A 22,516-nucleotide genomic window follows, 5' to 3' on the forward strand; every position below is an offset into this window, starting at 1 on the left:
GTGCGGGGTCCGGTCGTCCGACGGGCGACCGGACCCCGCGCCGCCCGTCGGCCACGGCGTGCGCCGGCAGCGCCCGCCGCTTCGGTGTGCCGGGCTCCGCGCGCCCGTCGCGGCCCGAGTCCGCCGCACAAAACTAGATAATTCCGGCCTATTTCGGGCCGTATGGTCTCGTCATGAATTCTCCTTCCACGGCGGCGGTGTTATCCGCCCGCCGCATCGCCGTCTCGTTCATGGCCGCCGTATCGGCAGTGGGGGGCGCCACGCCGCTCGCCGCGGCCGATCCCCTCGGCCCGTCCCCCGAAGCCAGCCAACACGCCCCGCGGGCACCGCTCGCCGCACACGGGATCCCCTTCACCGACGCCACGGTGACCCAACAGGAGGACGGCTCGTTCGTCGTGGCCTGGAGAGCGCCCGGCGTCGCCTCCGTGACCGTCTACGCCGAGGGACGGGTCGTGGCGCGCGGCGGCACCGAGGCCCGCGTCACTGTGCGCGGTCTGCCCGCCGTCGACCGCCAGTGGTTCCGCCTCGTCCCCGACCAGGGTGACCCGCTCACTCTCGCCGACCGCTCGCTGCACCTGCGGAGCGTGCCCAACTTCCGCGACGTGGGCGGCATCCGCACCACCGACGGCAGGTGGGTCAAGATGGGCGTGCTGTACCGCACCGACGGCCTGCACTCGCTCTCCAACGCCGACCTGGCCGTGCTCCAGCGACTGGGCATCCGCACGGACCTGGACCTGCGCGTGCCGGCCGAGCGCGCCGAGGCCCCGGACCGGGTGCCGGCGGGCGCGCGCTACGTCACCGCCGACGTGCTGGGCGGCGACTTCACCCCTGAGCTGCCCGCCACGGCCGCGGCATCCGCCCGGATGATGGCCGGCACCTACCGGTGGTACGTCTCCAGACCTTCCGCGCTCGACGCCTACCGCACGCTGTTCCGGCTCGCCGACACCGCCGGCTCCGCCCCGCTGGCCTTTCACTGCACGGGCGGCAAGGACCGTACGGGCTGGGGCACCGCCGCGCTGCTCACGGCCCTGGGGGTGGACCGCGACACGGTCGTGCGGGACTACCTGGCCACCAACGACTACCTGGCGGCGCGGAACGCCGCGACCCTCGCCAAGGAGACGCCGGACACGGCCGCCCGTCTCAAGCCGATCCTGGACGCCAGGCTCCGGTACCTCAACACGGCCTTCGACGAGGTCAAGGCGCGCTTCGGCACCTTCGACACCTATCTTCGGCAAGGGCTGGGACTGAGCCAGCAGGACCTGGACCGGCTGCGCGAGACGCTGCTCGTCGCCTGACCGACCCGGCCCCGACCCCGTGGCACGACCACGCACGATCCCGCGAACGGACCGCAGGCAGATCGCTGCGGGACGGCAGCGGGACGGCACGGAGAACGCCCCTTTCGGCACGCTGCCGGGAGGGCCGTCTTGGTGGAGCGTGCCGGGTCGGCACAGTGGTTGCAGTGGTCGTGGTGGTTCCCGGCCGGCAGCCGCGGATCTCCCCCACCCGGCGGCCGCGACCCGGCGGGTCGAGGTCTCCTTGGCGCATTTTCCCTGCTCGCGGGCGTGTTAGGCGGATGTTAGCGGAGCGGCAGGCCGGCGGTAGCGGCGCCGAGCAGGGTGGTTCTCGTACCGAGGAATCGACGAGTGAGGAGACAGGTATGAAGTCGTGGCGTAGTCGGATCGGTGTCGCTCTGGCCGTCGGTGCCGCGGCGGTCACCGTTCCGCTGACCGCCGCCACCGCCGTCGCCGCGCCCCCGCCCGGCGACGGCTGGGTGCCGATCGGGGCCGAGAAGTACCCCTCCAAGGCGGTCTGCGAGGCGACGGAACTGCCGCTGGCACAGGCGAACGGGTACCACGAGGTGTGGTGCGACGACAGCAAGAAGATCATGCCCATCTTCAACCGCTGACCACTACGCATCCGGCGGAGCTCCGTCCCGCCGGGTGCGCGCGGAAAGTCCGCTGCTTGGGTGCGGTGCACCCAAGCAGCGGACTTTCCTCTTTCGCGGTTCCGCCGTGCTCCTTCCGCCTTCGTCCGTCCCCGAGGGAACGTGGTGACGCGGGCCCCGGTCCGCCCGCGGACCGGGATGCCGGGGGGGTGGGGGCGGCGGTGGTGCTGCCACCGCCCCCGCCCCCAACGAGCCCTAGGACAGGCCGATCTCGTTGTCGAGGAGGTCGAAGACCTCCTCGTCGGACGCGGACTCGAAGTCGAAGTCCGCATCCGACCGGGGAGCACGCTGCCCGGCCGCCGCGGAGGCGTCCCGCAGGGCGTCCCACTTGGACCGGAGGACCTCCAGGCGGCCGGCCACCTGCTCGTGGACCTCCTCCGTGACAGCGAGCCCGCCGAACGCCTTCTCCAGCCGTTCGAGCTCGCCCAGGAGCGCCTCCGGGCCGGAGGCCGCCCCGGGTGCGATCCGGACGTGGAGGTGGTCGACCAGCTCCGCCGGCGTCGGGTAGTCGAAGAGCAGGGTCGCCGGCAGGCGGATCCCGGTGAGGGCGCCCAGCCGGTTGCGGAGTTCGACCGCGGTGAGGGAGTCGAAACCGAGGTCCAGGAAGGCACGGTCCTCGTCGATCTCCGCTGCTCCGGTGTGCCCGAGGACCACCGCCACCTGGCCGCGCACGGCGTCCAGTACGACCTCGCGGCCCTCTGCCGCCGACCGGTCGGCCAGGCGCCGGGCGAAGGCCGCCGCAGCGTCTCCGTCCGCCGTGGCCGCCGCCCGGCGTCCCGGGACCCGGATCAGGCCGCGGAGCAGGGACGGGACCTCGCCCCGTCGACGCAGCGTCGCGAGGTCCAGCCGGACCGGCAGCGCGGCGGGCCGGTCGGTGGCGAGCGCCGCGTCGAAGAGGGCCAAGCCCTCCTCGGTCGACAGCGGCGGCATGCCCGAGCGGGCCATGCGCTGCACGTCGGCCTCGGTGAGCGTGCCCGTCATGCCGCTGTCCTGCGACCACGGGCCCCATGCCAGGGACGTGGCGGGCAGTCCGGCCGCGCGGCGGAGCTGTGCCAAGGCGTCCAAGAAGGCGTTGCCCGCCGCGTAGTTCGCCTGACCCGCGCTGCCGAACGTGCCGGCGACCGACGAGAACACCACGAACGCGTCCAGCTCCAGGTCCTTGGTGGCCTCGTGCAGATGCCATGCGGCATCCACCTTGGGCCGCAGCACCGCCGACAACCGCTCGGCCGTCAACGACCCCACCACACCGTCGTCCAGAACACCCGCCGTGTGCACCACCGCACCGATCCGATGCCCGGAGACCAACTCCCCGACAGCACCCCGATCAGACACGTCACACGCCACCACGGAAACCTCGGCACCCAACCGCCCGAGCTCCGCCACCAACTCCTCGACACCCTCGGCATCCGGACCCCGCCGACTCACCAACAGCAGACTCCGCACCCCGTGCTCGGCAACCACATGCCGCGCCACCACCCGCCCCAGACCACCGGTACCACCAGTGATCAACACCGTCCCGGAGTTCCAGTCGGTGACGGGTTCCACAGCGTCCGGGCGTTCGGCCCGGGCCACCCGCGGGGCGAGGACCTGGTCGTCGCGCACCAGCAACTGCGGTTCGTCCGACTTCAACGCGCGCGGCAGGAGCGCCACTTCGGCCTCGTCCGCCACGTCCACCAGGCCGAAGCGGCCCGGGTGCTCCGCCTGCGCCGAGCGCACCAGGCCCCACACCGCCGCACCCGGGAGGTCCGCTCCGGACACCGCGCCGCGGGTGACGAAGACCAGCCGCGAGTCCGCGAACCGCTCGTCGGCCAACCATGACTGCACCCGCGCCAGGGCCCAGGCGGTCACGGCGTGGACGGACTCCACCGTCCCGGCGGGCGCGGCGGCCAGCGGGGCGAACACGATGTCGTGGACACCGGCCTCCGCCAGGTCGTCGAGATCCGCGTGGGGCTGCAGCGCGAGTTCGTCGAGGACGCCGTGGGCGTCCTTGCCGAGCACGGCCAAGGAGTCGGCCGGCTCGTCCGCGAGGTGCACGTCGGTCCAGTCGACCTGGAAGAGCGCGTCACGGTCGCCGGTCTGCAACTGCCCGGTGGTGATCGGGCGCGCGGTCAGCGACCGGACCGACGCCACCGGCGCACCGGTCGGGTCGGCGAGGGCGATCTGCGTGCCGTCCTCGGTGGAGCGGAGCCGGACCCGCACTCCCGACGCGCCGGAAGCGTGCAGGGAAACCCCGCTCCACGAGAACGGGACGGCTGCCTCGGCCGCTCCCCCGTCGCCCAGGAGCCCCGCGTGCAGGGCGGCGTCGAAGAGTGCGGGGTGCAGCGCGTAGGCAGCGCCGTCGGTCCCTTCGGGAAGCCGGACCTCGGCGTAGACGTCCGCGTCGAGCTTCCAGGCGGCCCGCAGGCCCTGGAACACCGGGCCGTACGCGAACCCGGCGTCCGCGAAGCGCTCGTAGCAGTCCGCCACGTCGAGCGGCTCGGCGCCCTGCGGGGGCCAGGCCGCCGCCTCGAACGCCACCACCTCCTCGACGGTCGGGGTCACCGCACCGCTGGCGTGCAGGGTCCAGGGGCCCTCGCCCTCGCGGGCATGGACGGACACCGGTCGGCGTCCCCCGTCCTCGGGCTCGCCCACCCACACCTGCACCTGCACCGCGGACCCCGAAGCGGGCAGCACCAACGGCGCGGCCAGCGTCAGTTCCTCCAGTGCGGCGCAACCGACCTCGTCGGCCGCCCGCAGCACCAGTTCCACCAGCGCCGTCCCCGGCACCAGCACCGAGCCCAGCACCACGTGGTCCGCCAACCACGGCTGTGCGGTCGTCGACAGGCGGCCGGTGAACAACTGGCCGCCGGAGTTGGCGAGTTCGACCGCCGCACCCAGCAGCGGATGTCCGGTCGAGCCCAGTCCGGCGGACCGCACGTCACCCGCCCGAGCCGCCCCTCCGGCCGGCCAGAACCGCTCGCGCTGGAACGCGTACGTCGGCAGGTCCACCCACCGCGCACCCGAACCGGCGAAGACCGCGGACCAGTCGACGGGCACGCCGTGGGCGTGCAGTCGTGCCACGGCGGTACGCAGTGCCGTTGCCTCGGGCCGGTCCTTGCGCAGCACGGGGACGAGCACCGACCCGTCCGCGGCACTCTCCGCGGCGAGCGCGGAGAGGGCGCCGTCGGGCCCCAGCTCCAGGAAGCGCGTCACGCCCTGGGCGCTCAGCGCGGCAACCCCGTCGGCGAACCGTACGGCAGCGCGGACGTGGTCGACCCAGTACTCCGCGGAGCACAGCTCTTCCGCGGTGGCGGGCTCGCCGGTGACGTTGGAGACGACGGGCAGCCGCGGCGCGGCGTAGGTCATGCCCTCGGCGACGGCGCGGAAGTCGGCCAGCATGGGTTCCATCAGCGGTGAGTGGAAGGCGTGCGAGACCCGCAGTCGGGTGGTCTTGCGGCCCTCCCCTTCGAAGTGCGCGGCGACGGCCAGCACGTCGTCCTCCGCACCGGAGACCACGACCGACGACGGACCGTTGACCGCCGCGATCGACACCTGCTCCGACACGTGCGGCAACGCCTCTTCCTCCGTCGCCTGGATCGCCACCATGGCTCCGCCGGACGGCAGTTGCTGCATGAGCCGACCGCGGGCCGCCACCAGGGCACAGGCGTCGGAGAGGGAGAGGACGCCCGCGACGTGCGCGGCGGCGATCTCCCCTACCGAGTGCCCCAGGAGGTGGTCCGGGCGGACACCCCACGACTCCACCAGCCGGTACAGCGCCACCTCGATCGCGAACAGCGCGGCCTGGGCGTACCCGGTCCGGTTCAGCAGTTCCGCCTCCTCGCCCCAGACGACCTCCCGCAGCGGGCGGTCCAGGTGCGCGTCCAGGGCGGTGCACACCGCGTCGAACGCCGTTGCGAACGCCGGCTCGGTGCGGTGCAACTCCCGTCCCATGCCGAGACGTTGTGCGCCTTGACCGGAGAAGAGGAAGGCCAGCCGCCCCGACCGGGTGCGGTCGTGCGCCACGACGGCCGGCTCGGTGCGGCCGTCGGCCAGGGCCGACAGCGAGCGCAGCAGGTCCGCCCGGTCCGCGGCCAGGATCACCGCGCGGTGGGAGAACGCCGAACGGCCGGTCGCCAGCGCGTGGGCGACGTCGGTGATCCGGGTACCCGGGCCTGCGTCGTCCAGACGGGCCAGCAGTCGGGCCGCCTGGGCCCGCAGCGCCGGCTCGCTGCGGGCCGACAGCAACACCGGCACCGACCCGGCGGCGTCGACCGCCGCGTCCTCGGTGGCTTCCGGTGCGGCGTCGTCCGCGACGGGCTCGGGCTGCTCCAGGATGACGTGCGCGTTCGTCCCGCTGATCCCGAAGGAGGAGACGCCGGCGCGCCGCGGACCGTCCCCCTGCGGCCACTCGACCTCGGAGGCCAGCAGCTCCACCGCACCGGCGTCCCAGTCCACGTGTGACGACGGCGCATCGACGTGCAGCGTCCTCGGCAGCACACCGTGCCGCATCGCCAGCACCATCTTGATGACGCCCGCCACACCGGCGGCCGCCTGCGCGTGACCGATGTTGGACTTGATGGAGCCCAGCAGCAGCGGCCGGTCCGCCGGCCGGTCCTGTCCGTAGGTGGCCAGGAGTGCCTGGGCCTCGATCGGGTCGCCCAACGTGGTACCCGTACCGTGCGCCTCCACCGCGTCCACATCCGCAGTCGACAAACCCGCACTGGCCAACGCCTGCCGGATCACCCGCTGTTGCGACGGACCGTTCGGCGCCGTCAAACCGTTCGACGCACCGTCCTGATTCACCGCAGAACCCCGCACGGTCGCCAGCACCCGGTGCCCATTGCGACGCGCGTCGGACAGCCGCTCCAGGACCAGGATGCCGACACCCTCACCCCAGCCGACACCGTCGGCGCCGTCGGAGAACGCCTTGCAGCGGCCGTCCTGGGCGAGACCGCCCTGGCGGGAGAACTCCACGAACGTCGACGGCGTCGACATCACCGTCACGCCGCCCGCGAGCGCCAACTCGCACTCGCCCTGCCGCAGCGACTGGGCCGCCAGGTGCAGCGCCACCAGCGACGACGAGCACGCCGTGTCCACCGTGATGGCGGGACCCTCGAAACCGAAGGTGTAGGACACCCGGCCCGAGGCGACACTGCCCGCGCTGCCGCTGCCCTGGTAGCCCTCGAACTCGCGCCCGGACAGCAGCGTGGAGTAGTCGTGGTACATCACTCCGGCGAAAACGCCGGTCCGGCTGCCGCGCAGGGTGGCCGGGTCCATGCCGGCGCGCTCCAGCGCCTCCCAGGTCGTCTCCAGCAGCAGCCGCTGCTGGGCGTCGGTGGTCAGTGCCTCGCGGGGGCTCATCCCGAAGAACTCCGGGTCGAACTCCGCCGCGTCCTTGAGGAACCCGCCGGAGCGGGTGGCGATGGTGCCCTCGGCGTCGGGGTCGTGAGTGTCGTCGATCTCCCAGCCTCGGTCGGTGGGGAATCCGGACACCGCGTCGGTGCCCTCGGACACCAGGCGCCACAGGTCCTCCGGCGAGGCGACGCCGCCCGGGAAGCGGCAGCTCATGCCGACGATCACCACGGGGTCGTCCGTCAGGGACGGGAGCGCGGACACCGCGAGCGGCGCCGCGGTGTCCGCGCCGAACAGCTCGCCCAGGAGGTGGTCCGCCAGGGCGTCGGCCGTCGGGTAGTCGAACACGGCTGTCGCCGGGAGTCGCAGTCCGGTGGCCCCGGCCAGCACGTTGCGGAGTTCGATGGCGGTCAGCGAGTCGAAGCCGAGGTCCTGGAAGGCACGGTCCGGAGCGACCGTCTCCGGGCCCACGTGCCCCAGGACCGCCGCGATCTGGGCGCGTACGACGTCGAGCAGCGCCGCGCGCCGCTCCGCCGTGGGCAGCCCGGTCAGGCGGGACGCGAGACCGGCTGCCGCGACGGCGCCGGACCGGCGGGCCCGCGTGCGGATCAGGCCGCGCAGCAGCGGCAGGGGCTCGCCCTGTGCGCGCAGCGCCGCGAGGTCCAGGCGGACGGGCAGCGGCGCGGGCTCGTCGGTGCCGAGCGCGGCGTCGAAGAGGGCCAGCCCCTCCTCGGTCGACAGCGGCGGCATGCCCTGGCGGGTGATGCGCCGGAGGTCGACGTCGGTGAGGGCGCCGGTCATCCCGCTGTCCTGGGCCCACGCCCCCCATCCCAGCGACACGGCGGGCAGCCCCTGCGCGTGTCGGTGGCGTGCCAACGCGTCCAAGAAGGCGTTCGCCGCCGCGTAGTTGCCCTGGCCGGCGCTGCCGACCGTGCCGGCGACCGACGAGAACACCACGAACGCGTTCAGGTCGAGGTCCCTGGTCGCCTCGTGCAGGTGCCATGCCGCGTCCACCTTCGGCCGCAACACCCCCGCCAGGCGTTCCGGGGTCAACGACTCCACCACGCCGTCGTCGAGGACACCGGCCGTGTGCACCACGGCCGTCGGCTCATGACGGCGGATCAGGTCGGCCACCGCCGCCGCATCCGAGACGTCGCAGGTCTCGACCGCCGCCGTCGCGCCGGCCCGCGCCAGTTCGGCCACGAGCTCGGGTGCGCCCTCGGCGGTCAGGCCACGGCGGCTGACCAGCAGCAGGCTCCGTACCCCGTGTGCGGTCACCAGGTGCCGCGCCACGGCACGGCCCAGGCCCCCGGTGCCTCCCGTGACGAGGACCGTGCCGGAGGTGTCCCAGCTGCCCGCGTGCGTGGAGCGGGTACGGGCCAGCCGCGGTGCCAGCACCTCGGTGCCGCGGACCAGCAGTTCCGGCTCGTCGGTCGCGAGGGCCTGCGCCAGCACGGTCGCGTCGGCGTCGTCGTCGAGGTCCACCAGGCCGAAGCGCTGCGGGTTCTCCGACTGCGCCGAGCGCACCAGGCCGTGCACGGCGGCGGCCGCGAGGTCCGCGCCGGACACCGCACCGCGGGTCACGAACACCAGTCGCGAGGACGCGAACCGCTCCTCCGCCAACCACGCCTGCACGGTTTCCAGCGCCCAGGCGGTGGTGCGGTGCACGGACTCCACCACGCCCGCGGCGTCGGCGGGGGGTGCGAGAAGGACCGTCGACGGAACGGTCGGGCCCGCCAGGTCCGCGAGGGTGCGCAACGGCTCGCCCTGCGGCCCGGTGCCCGACTCGACGCGTTCACCCGTGAGCGGGACGGGGACCCAGTCGACCGTGAAGAGGGCGTCCCGGTCGGCGGCCTGTACCTGCGCGGCCGAGAGCGGACGTGCCACCAGGGAGTCCACGGAGGCGACCGGGGCACCGGAGGTGTCCACGAGCGCGACGGACATCCCGTTCTCCGTGGTGCGGATCCGGACGCGGAGGTGGGAGGCCCCGGAAGCGTGCAGGGCGACTCCGCTCCACGAGAAGGGGACGCCGGTCACGTCCCCGCCGCGCGCCGCCGCCGCGTGCAGGGCGGCGTCGAAGAGCGCGGGGTGCAGTCCGTAGGCGCCGCCGTCCGTGCCCTCCGGGAGGCTGACCTCGGCGTAGACGTCCGCGCCGAGCTGCCAGGCCGCGCGCAGGCCCCGGAACACCGGGCCGTACGTGAGACCCGCATCGGCGAGTGCGTCGTAGCAGTCCGCCGCGTCGACCGGCTGCGCACCCGGCGGGGGCCAGGCGGCGACGTCGAAGGCGACCGCTCGGGCCCCCGAGGTCACCGCACCGCTGGCGTGCAGGGTCCAGGGACCCTCGGTCTCCCGCGCGTGCACCGACGCCGAGCGGCGGCCCGAACCGTCCGGTTCGCCCAGCCACACCTGCACCTGCACGCCGCTGCCCGAGGCGGGCAGCACCAGCGGGGCGGCCAGCGTCAGTTCCTCCAGCAGGTCGCAGCCGACCTCGTCGGCCGCCCGGAGCACCAGTTCCACCAGCGCCGTTCCGGGCACCACCACCGATCCGAGCACCACGTGGTCCGCCAACCACGGATGCGCGGACACCGAGAACCGTCCGGTGAACAACAGGCCGCCGGAACCGGCGAGTTCGACCGCGGCGCCGAGCAGCGGGTGCGCCGGGGAGTCCAGGCCCGCGAACCGCACGTCACCGGAGCGGCCCACGCGGCCCGAGGGCCAGTACCGCTCGTGTTGGAACGCGTACGTCGGCAGGTCCACCCACCGCGCACCCGTACCGGCGTACAGCGTCGCCCAGTCGACGCCGGTGCCGTGGACGTGGAGGTGCGCCAGGGCGCCCAGCAGCGCCGTCTCCTCGGGCCGGTCCTTGCGCAGGACCGGAGCGAGCACGACGCCGTCCGGCAGCGACTCCTGGGCCAGCGCCGACAGCACGCCGTCCGGACCGAGTTCGAGGAAGCGGGTCACGCCTTCTCGGTGCAGCGCCGCCACCCCGTCCGCGAAGCGCACCGCCTCGCGCACGTGCCGGACCCAGTAGTCGGCCTGGCCGAGCTGCTCGGGCTCCGCGGGGAGGCCGGTCAGGTTCGAGACGACGGGGATCGTCGGCGTGCCGAAGGACAGCCGTGCCACCACGGCCCGGAACGCGTCGAGCATCGGTTCCATGAGCGGCGAGTGGAAGGCGTGCGAGACCCGCAGTCGGGTGGTCTTGCGGCCCTCCCCTTCGAAGTGCGCGGCGACGGCCAGCACGTCGTCCTCCGCACCGGAGACCACGACCGACGACGGACCGTTGACCGCCGCGATCGACACCTGATGCGTCAGGTGCGGACGGATTTCCTGTTCCGTGGCCCTGATCGCCACCATCGCCCCGCCCGTGGGCAGTTGCTGCATCAGTCGGCCTCGGGCCGCCACCAGCGCGCACGCGTCCGGAAGGGAGAAGACCCCGGCCACGTGCGCCGCGGCGACCTCACCGATCGAATGGCCGGTCACGAAGTCGGCGCGCACGCCCCACGACTCCGTCAGCCGGTACAGCGCCACCTCCAGCGCGAACAATCCGGCCTGGGCGTAGGCGGTCTGGTTCAACAGGTCCGCGTCCTCGCCCCAGACGACGTCCCGCAGGGGACGCTCCAGGTGCTCGTCCAAGGCGGCGCACACCGCGTCGAACGCCGCAGCGAAGACCGGATGGCGGTCGTACAGCCCCCGTCCCATCCCCAGGCGTTGGGAGCCCTGGCCGGAGAACAGGAAGGCCGTCCTGCCCGGGCCGGACGCGCCCTCCACCAGGCCCGCGTCGGCCTCGCCGACCGCGAGGGCGGACAGGGCGAGCACCAGCGCCTCGCGGTCCTCGCCCCACACCACCGCGCGGTGGGTGAAGCTCGTCCGTGCGCTCACCAGTGAGCGGCCGATGTCCCGCGCGGAGCGCGCGTCGCGACGGGCGACGTGGGACAGCAGACGGGCCGCCTGGCCGCGCAGCGCGGCCTCGCTGCGGCCGGAGAGCACCCACGCCAGCGCGCCGGGCTCCTCCTCGGCGACGTCCGGTGCGGCGTCGTCCGCGATCGGCTCGGGCTGCTCCAGGATGACGTGCGCGTTCGTCCCGCTGACGCCGAAGGAGGAGACGCCGGCGCGCCGCGGACCCTCGCCCTGCGGCCACTCGACCTCGGAGGCCAGCAGCTCCACCGCACCGGCGTCCCAGTCCACGTGTGACGACGGCGCATCGACGTGCAGCGTCCTCGGCAGCACACCGTGCCGCATCGCCAGCACCATCTTGATGACGCCCGCCACACCGGCGGCCGCCTGCGCGTGACCGATGTTGGACTTGATCGAACCCAACCACAGCGGCCGGTCCACCGACCGGTCCTGTCCGTAGGTGGCCAGCAGTGCCTGGGCCTCGATCGGGTCGCCCAACGTGGTACCCGTACCGTGCGCCTCCACCGCGTCCACATCCGCAGTCGACAAACCCGCACTGGCCAACGCCTGCCGGATCACCCGCTGTTGCGACGGACCGTTCGGCGCCGTCAAACCGTTCGACGCACCGTCCTGATTCACCGCAGAACCCCGCACGGTCGCCAGCACCCGGTGCCCATTGCGGCGCGCGTCGGACAGCCGCTCCAGGACGAGCATGCCGACACCCTCACCCCAGCCGACACCGTCGGCGCCGTCGCCGAACGACTTGCACCGTCCGTCCGCCGCCAGGCCGCGCTGCCGCGAGAACTCCACGAACATCGTCGGGGTGGAGAGCACCGTCACGCCGCCGGCCAGTGCCAGCGAGCACTCGCCCGAACGCAGTGCCTGCGCCGCGAGGTGCAGCGCCACCAGCGACGACGAGCACGCCGTGTCCACCGTCACCGCCGGGCCCTCGAAACCGAAGGTGTAGGACACCCGGCCCGAAGCGACGCTGGCCGCACTGCCGTTGGCGCGGTAGCCCTCGAACTGGTCCGCGACGAGGAGTTGCTCGTAGTCGCCGTACATCACGCCGGCGAAGACGCCGGTCCGGCTGCCGCGCAGCGACGTCGGGTCGATGCCCGCCCGCTCGATGGCCTCCCAGGTCGTCTCCAGCAGCAACCGCTGCTGCGAGTCCGTCGCGAGCGCTTCCCTGGGGCTCATCCCGAAGAACTCGGGGTCGAACTCCGGTGCCTCGTGGAGGAAGCCACCGGAGTGGCTGTACGAGGTGCCGATGGCCTCGGGGTCGGGGTTGTAGAGGGACTCCACGTCCCAGCCGCGGTCGGTCGGGAAGTCGGACACCGCGTCGGTGCCCTCGGACACCAGGCGCCACAGGTCCTCCGGGGAGGCGACGCCGCCCGGGTAGCGGCAGCTCATGCCGACGATCACCACCGGGTCGTCGGCCGTTGCCCGTGGGCTCGGGCCCGCGGGCGCCAGTGCGTCCTGGTCGTGCGCGCCGAACAGCTCGTCCAGGAGGAAGTCGACGAGCACGCCCGCCGAGGGGTAGTCGAACACCGTGGTGGACGAAAGGCGCATGCCGGTCGCCGCATTGAGCCGGTTGCGCAGCTCGACGGCGGTCAGGGAATCGAAACCGAGGTCCTGGAAGGCGCGGTCCGGGTCGACCGTCTCCGGGCCCGCGTGGCCCAGGACGACCGCGACCTGGGCACGCACCAGGTCCAGCAGGGTCTCGCGGCGCTCCGCCGGGCCCAGCGCGGACAGGCGCTCCACGAGGCCGGCGACCGCGGCCGAGCCGGCCACCGTCGAGCGGACCCGGGTCCTGACCAGGCCGCGCAGCACCGCCGGCACGTCTCCCTGCTTGCGCAGGGCGGCCAGGTCGAGGCGCACGGTCAGGACGAGCGCGTCGTCGGCGGCCAGTGCGGCGTCGAAGAGCGCGGCGCCCTCCGCGGGGCTGAGTGCGGGCATGCCCGCACGGGCGATCCGCTGGAGGTCGACGTCGGTCAGCGTGCCGGTCATGCCGCCGTCCTGCGACCACGGGCCCCATGCCAGGGACGTGGCGGGCAGTCCGGCCGCGCGGCGGTGGTGCGCCAGCGCGTCCAAGAAGGTGTTGCCGGCCGCGTAGTTGGCCTGACCGGCGCCACCCCAGAGACCGGAGACGGACGAGAAGAGGACGAACGCCGCGAGGTCCAGGTCCTTGGTGGCCTCGTGCAGATGCCATGCGGCATCCACCTTGGGCCGCAGCACCGCCGACAACCGCTCGGCCGTCAACGACCCCACCACACCGTCGTCCAGAACACCCGCCGTGTGCACCACCGCACCGATCCGATGCCCGGAGACCAACTCCCCGACAGCACCCCGATCAGACACGTCACACGCCACCACGGAAACCTCGGCACCCAACCGCCCGAGCTCCGCCACCAACTCCTCGACACCCTCGGCATCCGGACCCCGCCGACTCACCAACAGCAGACTCCGCACCCCGTGCTCGGCAACCACATGCCGCGCCACCACCCGCCCCAGACCACCGGTACCACCAGTGATCAACACCGTTCCTGCGGTGTCCCAGGGGGCGTCGGTCCGCGCCTGTGCCGCCGGCGCCCGCTCCAGCCGCGCCGCGAGCACCGCGCCGTCGCGCAGCAGGAGCTGCGGCTCGTCCGCGGCCAGGGCCAGCGGCAGCACCGCCGGGTCCGCATCGGGGCCGAGGTCCACCAGGCCGAACCGGCCCGGGTGCTCCGCCTGCGCCGACCGCACCAAGCCCCACACGGTGGCCTGGGTGAGGTCCGTGCCGTCCACCGCACCGCGCGTGACGAACACCAGCCGCGAGGTGGCGAACCGGTCGTCCGCCAACCAGGACCGGACCAGGTCCAGCGCCTGGCCGGCGGTGGCGTGCGCCGCCTCCGCCACGTCGCCGGCGCCGGCCGTCACCGGCACCACCACCGCGCCCGGCACCGGACCGGACTCGGCCAGGGCTGCCAGGTCCGGGTAGCCGTCGAACGGTGCGCCGGGCAGGGAGCCGAGCAGGGCCACGGACTCCGCGGCGCCGGCCGGGGGCAGCCGGACGGGGTTCCACGCCATCCGGAACAGCGCGTCGCGCCCGATCCGGTCCGCGGTGCCCGCCAACTGGTCGGCGGCGGGCGCCCGCAGGTCGAGGGTGCCGATGGAGGCGACCGGCTCGCCGGAGGTGTCCGCGACCTCGACGGACAGCGTGTCGCCGCCGTGCTGGACGATCCGGGCGCGCACGGCCGCGGCACCGGAGGCGTGCAGCGTGACGCCCTCCCACGAGAAGGGCAGCACGCCCCGGTCCAGGCCGTCGAGGGCCCAGGCGTGCAGGGTCGCGTCCAGGAGGGCCGGGTGCAGACCGTACGCGGACGCGTCGCCCTCGGCGACGTCCGGCAGGGCGACGTCGGCGAACACCTCGTCGCCCCGGCGCCATGCGGCGCGCAGGCCCTGGAAGTGCGGTCCGTAGTCGTATCCGCTCGCGGCCAGGTGCGGGTAGAGGCCGGTCAGGTCGACGGGTTCGGCGTCGGCGGGCGGCCAGGAATCGGCCCGGAAGTCGTAGCCGGCGTGGGCGGCGTGCTCGCCGGGCGTCAGCACGCCGCTCGCGTGCTGGGTCCACGGCCGGTCGCCGTCGCCCTCCGGACGGGACCGGATGGTGACCGGCCGGCCGCCGGCCTCGTCGGCGGGCCCGACGTGCAGTTGCAGCTGCACGCCGCCGTGCTCGGGCAGCACGAGCGGGGCGGCCAGGGTGAGTTCCTCGATCCGGTCGCAGCCCGCCTCGTCGGCGGCGCGGACGGCCAGTTCGACGAAGGCCGTTCCGGGCAGCAGCACCGCACCGTTCACCGCGTGGTCGGCCAGCCACGGGTGCGACTGGAGCGACAGGCGTGAGGTGAACAGCAGTCCGGCGCCGTCGGAGAGCTCCACGGCGGCGCTCAGCAGCGGGTGCCCGGCCGCGTCGAGGCCGGCCGCGCTGAGGTCGCCGGTACCGGTGCGGTCGGGGACGGGCCAGTAGCGCCGGTGCTGGAAGGCGTACGTAGGCAGGTCGACGGCGTGCGCGTCGGTGCCGGTGAAGGGCGCGGCCCAGTCGACCGCCGTGCCCTGCGCATGGAGCTGGGAGAGCGCCGCGAGCAGCGTCGGCTCCTCGAGGCGGTCCTTGCGCAGCGCGGGGACGACCGTGGTCGCGTCCGGCAGCGACTCGCGGGCCATGGCGGCGAGGGTGCCGTCGGGGCCCAGCTCCAGGAAGCGCGTCACGCCGTCGTCGTGGAGGGCGCGGATGCCGTCGGCGAACCGCACGGCCTCGCGGACGTGGGTGACCCAGTAGTCGGGGGTGCGCAGCTCGTCCGCGGTGGCCGGGGCGCCGGTCACGTTGGAGACGACGGTCAGGTGCGGCTCGTCGTACGTCAGGTTCTCCGCGACGGCGCGGAAGTCGGCGAGCATCGGGTCCATCAACGGCGAGTGGAACGCGTGCGAGACCCGCAGCAGGCTGGTCTTGCGGCCCTCGCCGGCGAAGTGCGCGCGGACCGCCTCGACGGCGTCCTCGGTCCCCGAGACGACCACGGACGACGGGCCGTTGACGGCCGCGATCGCGACGTCGTCGGTGAGCCGCGGGCGGACCTCGTCCTCGGTGGCCCGGATCGCCGCCATGGTGCCGCCGGCCGGCAGCGCCTGCATCAGGCGTCCGCGGGCCGCCACCAGGGCGCAGGCGTCGGCCAGTGAGAACACGCCTGCCACGTGGGCGGCGGCAATCTCCCCGACCGAGTGTCCGGCGACGTACTCCGGCCGCACGCCCCAGGACTCCACCAGGCGGAACAGCGCCACCTCGACGGCGAACAGTGCGGCCTGGGCGTAGGCGGTCTGGTTCAACAGGTCCGCGTCCTCGCCCCAGACGACGTCGCGCAGGGGACGCTCCAGGTGCTCGTCCAAGGCGGCGCACACCGCGTCGAACGCCTCCGTGAAGACCGGCTGGGTGCCGTACAACTCCCGCCCCATGCCCAGGCGTTGCGAGCCCTGGCCGGAGAAGAGCACGGCATCCTTGCCGTCGTGCGCGGTGCCCGTGGTCAGCGCGCCGTCGTCGGTGCCTTCGGCGAGGGCGGCCAGGGCGCGCACCGCGGTCTCGTGGCTGTCGGTGGCGACGGCCGCGCGGTGCGCGAAGGCCGTGCGTCCGGCCAGCGTGAACGCGAGGTCCGCGAGCCGTGCTTCGGGCGCGCGGTCGAGGTGGGCCAGCAGCCGAGCCGCCTGGCCGCGCAGCGCGGCGTCGGACTTGCCGGAGAGCAGCAGGGGTACCGCCGTCGCGGGGGCGACGGACGGTGCCTCGGCTTCGGCCTCTTCGGCTTGTTCGGCCTCTTCCAGGATCACGTGCGCGTTGGTGCCGCTGACGCCGAACGCGGAGACGCCGGCGCGCCGCGGGCGGTCCGCCGCGGGCCACGGCAGCGGCTCGGTGAGCAGGTCGACGGCGCCCGCGGTCCAATCGACGTGCGGGGTGGGCGCGTCGACGTTCAGGGTGCGGGGCAGCACGCCGTGGCGGAGGGCCAGGACCATCTTCATGATGCCGGCCACGCCGGCGGCGGCCTGGGTGTGTCCGAAGTTGGACTTCAAGGTCCCCAGCAGCAGCGGACGGTCCTGCGGCCGGTCCTGTCCGTAGGTGGCGAGCAGGGCCTGGGCCTCGATGGGGTCGCCGAGCCGGGTGCCGGTGCCGTGCGCCTCGACGGCGTCCACGTCGGACGCGGCCACGCCCGCGTTGGCGAGTGCCTGGCGGATGACGCGCTGCTGGGAGGGGCCGTTGGGGGCGCTCAGCCCGTTGGACGCGCCGTCCTGGTTGACCGCCGAGCCGCGGACGACGGCGAGCACCTGGTGCCCGTTGCGCCGGGCGTCCGAGAGTCGCTCCACGAGCAGCAGTCCGACGCCCTCGGCCCAGCCGGTGCCGTCGGCCGCCGCCGCGAACGGCTTGCAGCGGCCGTCCTCGGACAGACCGCGCTGCCGGGAGAACTCCACGAAGGTCTCCGGCGTCGCCATCACCGTCACGCCGCCGGTGAGCGCCAGCGAGCACTCGCCCGACCGCAGCGACTGCACCGCCATGTGCAGGGCCACCAGCGACGACGAGCACGCCGTGTCCACGGTGACCGCCGGGCCTTCGAAGCCGTAGGTGTACGACACCCGGCCGGAGACCACGCTCATCGAGTTGCCGGTGAGCGAGTGGCCGGTGACGTCCTCCCGACCGGCGTTCAGCACCGAGCGGTAGTCCTGGGTGTTGGTGCCCACGAAGACGCCGGTGCTGCTGCCCCGCAGGGTCTCCGGGTCGAGGCCGGCCCGTTCGAGGACCTCCCAGGACGCCTCCAACAGCAGCCGCTGCTGCGGGTCCATGGCGAGGGCCTCACGTGGCGAGATGCCGAAGAACTCGGCGTCGAAGTCGGCCGCCCCGTAGAGGAAGCCGCCCCCGCGGGCGTAGCTCGTGCCCGGGTGGTCGGGGTCGGGGTGGTAGAGCCGGTCGAGGTTCCAGCCGCGGTCGTCGGGGAGGACGGAGATGGCGTCCCGGCCCTCCGCCAGCAGCTCCCAGAGGTCTTCGGGCGACTGCACGCCGCCGGGGAACCGGCCGGCCATGCTCACGATCGCCACCGGCTCGTCGAAGGCGGCGACGGTCCGTTCCACGACGGCCGTGGTCTGTACCGTGCCGAGGATCTCGGCGAGCAGGTACGCGGTGACCGCGCTGGGCGTGGGGTGGTCGAACAGCAGGGTGGTGGGCAGGGCGAGGCCGGTCGCCGTGGCCAGGCGGTTGCGCAGTTCGACCGACATCAGCGAGTCGAAGCCCACGTCCCGGAACGCCCGCCGCGCGTCGATGGCGTCCGGCGTGTCCAGTCCGAGGGTCTTCGCGGCCTCTTCCTGGACCGTCTGGAGCAGCACCCGTTCCCGCTCGGCGGCGGGCAGTGCGCCGATCCGGCCGCTCAACGGGGAGGAGTCCGCGCGTGCGGCCTCGGGCGTGGCGGCCAGGACGCGGCGCGCCTCCGGCAGGTCGGCGAGGAGCGGGCTGGGGCGGACCGCGGTCAGGGCGGGGGCGTACGCCGCCCAGTCCACGTCGGCCACGGTCACGTTCGTCAGCCCCTGGGCCAGTGCCTGGCGGAGGGCGGCGAGCGCGGAGGCCGGGGCCATGGGGAGCAGTCCGTCGCGGCTCACCCGGTCGGCGACGTTGCTCTGCGTCGCCATGCCGAGGTCCGCCCAGGCGCCCCAGGCCGTCGCGGTGGCCGGCAGTCCTTGCGCGCGCCGGTGTTCGGCGAGCGCGTCGAGGAAGGTGTTGGCGGCGCTGTAGTTGGCCTGTCCGGCGTTGCCGAGGGAGCCGGCGATCGAGGAGAACAGGACGAACAGCTCCAGGTCGAGGTCCCGGGTGAGTTCGTGCAGGTTCAGGGCGGCGGTGGCCTTCGGGCGCAGCACGGCCTCGAAGCGTTCGAGGGTCAGCGCGTCCAGCATGCCGGCGTCCATGACGCCGGCGGCGTGCACGACACCGGTGAGGGGCGTCTCGGCGGGGATGTCCGCGAGGACGGCCGCCAGCGCGTCGCGGTCGGCGGCGTCGCAGGCGACGATGGTGACCGGGGTTCCCCGGTCGGTGAGTTCGGCCGCGAGTTCCGGTGCGCCGGGGGCCGCCAGGCCGCGGCGGCTGGTGAGCACCAGGTGTTCCGCCCCGGCGTCGGCGAACCAGCGCGCGAGTTCGGTGCCGAGCGCACCGGTGCCACCGGTGATCAGCACCGTGCCGCGGGCGGTCCATCCGGCGCCGGTGTCGCCGCCGGGGGCGATCCGGGCCAGGCGGCGGGCGAAGGTCCCGGCGGCGCGGATCGCGACCTGGTCCTCCGCGCCGGCGAGCACGTCGAGGAGGCCGGAGACGGCCCGGGCGTCCGGGGTTTCGGGGAGGTCGACGAGTCCGCCCCAGATCCGCGGGTACTCCAGCGCGGCCACCCGGCCGAAGCCCCACACCTGTGCCTGGAGCGGGTTGGTGAGCGCGTCGCGGTCGTCGACGGCGACGGCGCCGCGGGTCGCGCACCACAGCGGGATCTGCTTGCCGGAGCTCTCCACGGCGCGCAGCAGGGCGGTGGTGGCGGCCAGGCCGCGGGGCACGGACGTCAGGTCGGGGTGCGGGCGCTCGTCCAGGGCCAGCAGCGACAGCACGCCGTCGACGGGGCCGTCGGGCCAGGCGAGGGGCTCGGACGGGTCCTCGGTGCCGGAGAGCACCAGCACCTCGGTGTGCAGGCCCTGTTCGCGCAGCGCGTCCAGGAGCCGGCCGGTCCACGGGTCGTCGGCGACGCCGTCGGGCAGCGCGACGAGCCAGTTGCCGGTGGCGGTGAAGCCGGTGCGGGAGGTGACGGGGGTCCACTCCATCCGGTAGCTCCAGCCGTCCGCCACCGCCTGGGTCCTGCGCTGCCTGCGCCACGCCGAGAGCGTGGGCAGGAGGCTGCCGAGCGAGTCGACCGTGCTGCCGTCGAGGGCCAGGACGGCCGAGAGTCCTTCCAGGTCCTCGCGTTCGACGGCTTCCCAGAATCCGGCCTCGCCGGCCTCTGGGGCGTCGGCGGCGTCGGGTCCGGCAGCGGCCTCGTCGGCGGCGTCCAGCCAGAACCAGCGACGCTGGAAGGCGTAGGTCGGCAGCTCGACGCGGTGGCCGCCGAGCGGGCCGAGCAGGGCGGTCCAGTCGACGGGGACGCCGTGCGCGGACAGGGCGGCGACGCCCTCGGTCAGTGCCTGGGCCTCGGGGTGGCCGCCGCGCAGGAGGGACAGCAGGAGAGGCCGTTCGAGGGTGGTCAGGGAGTCCTGGACCATCGTGGTGAGCACGCTGGTGGGGGCGAGTTCGACGAACGCGGTGACGCCCTCGGCCTCCAGGGTGCGCACGGTGTTGCAGAAGCGGACGCCCTCCCTGATCTCCCGGACCCAGTAGTCGGGGGTGCGCAGGTCGTCGCCGACGGCGAGTTCCCCGGTGACGGTGGAGACGACCGGGATGCGCGGGGCGTGGTACTCCAGGGTCGCGGCGACGCTCCGGAAGTCCTCCAGGATGCTGTCCATGCGCGGGCAGTGGCCGGCGACCCGCACCTTGATCCGCTTGACCCGGCGTCCCTGGCCCTCCCAGTGGGCGGCGACGTCGGCGACGACATCCTCGTCACCGGCGATGACCTGGGCCTGGGGTCCGTTGACCGCGGCGATGGTGGCGCGGTCCTCCTTGCCGGCGAGGGAGGCCCAGATCTCCTCCTCGGTGGCCTGGACCGCCACCATGGCGCCGCCCGGCGGCAGCGTCGCCATGAGGGCGCCGCGGGCCGAGACGAGCTTCGCGGCGTCCGGGAGGGAGAGGATGCCGGAGACGTGGGCGGCGGTCAGCTCGCCGACGGAGTGGCCGGCGACGAACTGCGGCGTGACGCCCCAGGATTCGAGGAGCCGGAACAGCGCGGTGGCGAAGGCGAAGAGCGCGGGCTGGGTGTAGTCGGTGCGGTCGAGCAGGGCGGCGTCGTCCGTGCCCTCCTCGGCGAAGACGATGTCGCGCAACGGCCGTTCCAGGTACGGGTCGCACTCGGCGCACACCGCGTCGAAGGCCGCGGCGAACGCGGGGTACGCGGCGTGCAGTTCGCGCCCCATGTCCAGGCGCTGGGGGCCCTGGCCGGTGAACAGGAACGCGGCGGGCGTCTGGGCGGCGACGCCGGTCACCAGCCCCGCCGCGGTGCGGCCCTCGGCGAGGGCGTCCAGGCCGCGGAGGAAGGCGTCCCGGTCGCCCGCGACGACGGCGGCGCGGTGCTCCATGAGGGACCGGGTGGTGACCAGGGAGTGGGCGACGTCGGCCGGTTCGAGGGCGCCGCGGGCGCGGACGTGGCGACCGAGCACCGCCGCCTGGGCCCGCAGGGCCTCGCCGGTCCGCGCGGACAGGATCCAGGGCAGCACGCCGGGCCGGGCGGCCGGCGCCGGCGCGGGCTCGGACGCCGGCTCGGGCTCGGGTGCCTGTTCCAGCACGACGTGCGCGTTGGTGCCGCTGATGCCGAAGGAGGAGACGGCGGCGCGCCGCGGGCGGTCCACCGTCGGCCAGGGCTCGGGCTCGGCCAGGAGCTTGGCGTTGCCCTCGCTCCAGTCGGCGTGCGGGGTGGGCGCGTCCGTGTGCAGGGTCTGGGGCAGCACGCCGTGGCGCATCGCCAGCACCATCTTGATGACGCCGGCGATGCCGGCGGCCGACTGGGTGTGCCCGATGTTGGACTTCATGGAGCCGATCAACACGGGGCGGTCGGCGGGGCGTTGCTGTCCGTACGTCGCGAGCAGGGCCTGCGCCTCGATGGGGTCGCCGAGCCGGGTGCCGGTGCCGTGCGCCTCCACGGCGTCGACGTCGCCGGAGCCGAGCCCGGCGTCGGCCAGTGCCCGGCGGATGACGCGCTGTTGGGACGGGCCATTGGGGGCGGTGAGCCCGTTGGAGGCGCCGTCCTGGTTGACGGCGGAGCCCTTCAGCACCGCGAGCACGGGGTGGCCGTTGCGCACCGCGTCGGAGAGCCGCTCGGCGACCACCAGTCCGACGCCCTCGCCCCAGGCCGTGCCGTCGGCGGCCGCCGCGAACGGCTTGCAGCGGCTGTTGGGGGCCAGGCCGCGCTGGCGGGCCAGGTCCACGAACATCTGCGGGGTGGACATGACGGTCGCGCCGCCGACGAGCGCCAGGTCGCACTCGTCCCGCCGCAGCGACTGCGCCGCCAGGTGCAGCGCCACCAGTGACGACGAGCACGCGGTGTCCACGGTCAGGGCGGGGCCTTCGAGGCCGAGGACGTAGGAGATCCGGCCGGAGGCGACGCTGATGAGGTTGCCGGTCAGCAGGTGTCCGCCGGTCTCCTCCGTCCGCCGGGTGCTGTCCGCGTCGTAGCCGGCGTGATTGGTGCCGACGAACACGCCGGTGTGGCTGCCGGCGAGGGACTGCGGGGCGATGCCGGCGCTTTCCACGGCCTCCCACGCGGTCTCCAGCAGCAGCCGCTGCTGCGGGTCCATGGCGAGCGCCTCGCGCGGGGCGATCCCGAAGAAGCCGGGGTCGAACTCGCCGGCGTCGTAGAGGAATCCGCCCTCGTGGGCGTACGTGGTGTCCTGGCGGGCCGGATCGGAGTCGTGGAGCCCGTCGAGGTCCCAGCCGCGGTTCCCGGGGAAGGCGGCCATCGCGTCGACGCCGCCGTGGAGCAACTCCCACAGTTCCTGCGGCGACCGCACGCCGCCGGGGAAGCGGCAGGCCATCGACACGATCGCGATGGGCTCGCGCTGCCTCTGCTCCGTCTCGTCCAATTGCTGGCGAGTCTCTTGGAGGTCCGCGATCGCGCGCTTGAGGTACTCGCGAAGCTTCGCCTCGTTCGACATCAGAATGCCAACCCCTCGTGGAAT

Annotated in this window: 3 protein-coding genes; 2 read left to right on the forward strand and 1 reads right to left on the reverse strand. The window is 74.1% G+C overall.

What is annotated here, in order from left to right:
• The first annotated feature begins 173 nt into the window (after positions 1 to 173).
• Together ACO0M4_RS32245 and ACO0M4_RS32250 are read left to right on the forward strand one after the other, a co-directional pair.
• Entirely contained in the window at positions 174 to 1,295 is a 1,122-nt protein-coding gene (locus ACO0M4_RS32245; protein ID WP_430374613.1) for a tyrosine-protein phosphatase, read from the forward strand.
• Positions 1,296 to 1,657: 362 nt separating this feature from the next.
• Complete coding sequence (locus ACO0M4_RS32250; RefSeq protein WP_430374614.1) at positions 1,658 to 1,906, forward strand: hypothetical protein; 249 nt, start codon at positions 1,658 to 1,660, stop codon at positions 1,904 to 1,906.
• Positions 1,907 to 2,140: 234 nt separating this feature from the next.
• On the opposite strand, the gene ACO0M4_RS32255 is transcribed toward ACO0M4_RS32250, so the two are convergent.
• Positions 2,141 to 22,492 (reverse strand): type I polyketide synthase, encoded by a 20,352-nt coding sequence (locus ACO0M4_RS32255; protein ID WP_430374615.1) that lies wholly within the window; start codon positions 22,490 to 22,492, stop codon positions 2,141 to 2,143.
• Positions 22,493 to 22,516 lie beyond the last annotated feature (24 nt).

Origin of the sequence: Streptomyces sp. RGM 3693 (assembly GCF_050471125.1) — a bacterium.
GTDB lineage: Bacteria > Actinomycetota > Actinomycetes > Streptomycetales > Streptomycetaceae > Streptomyces.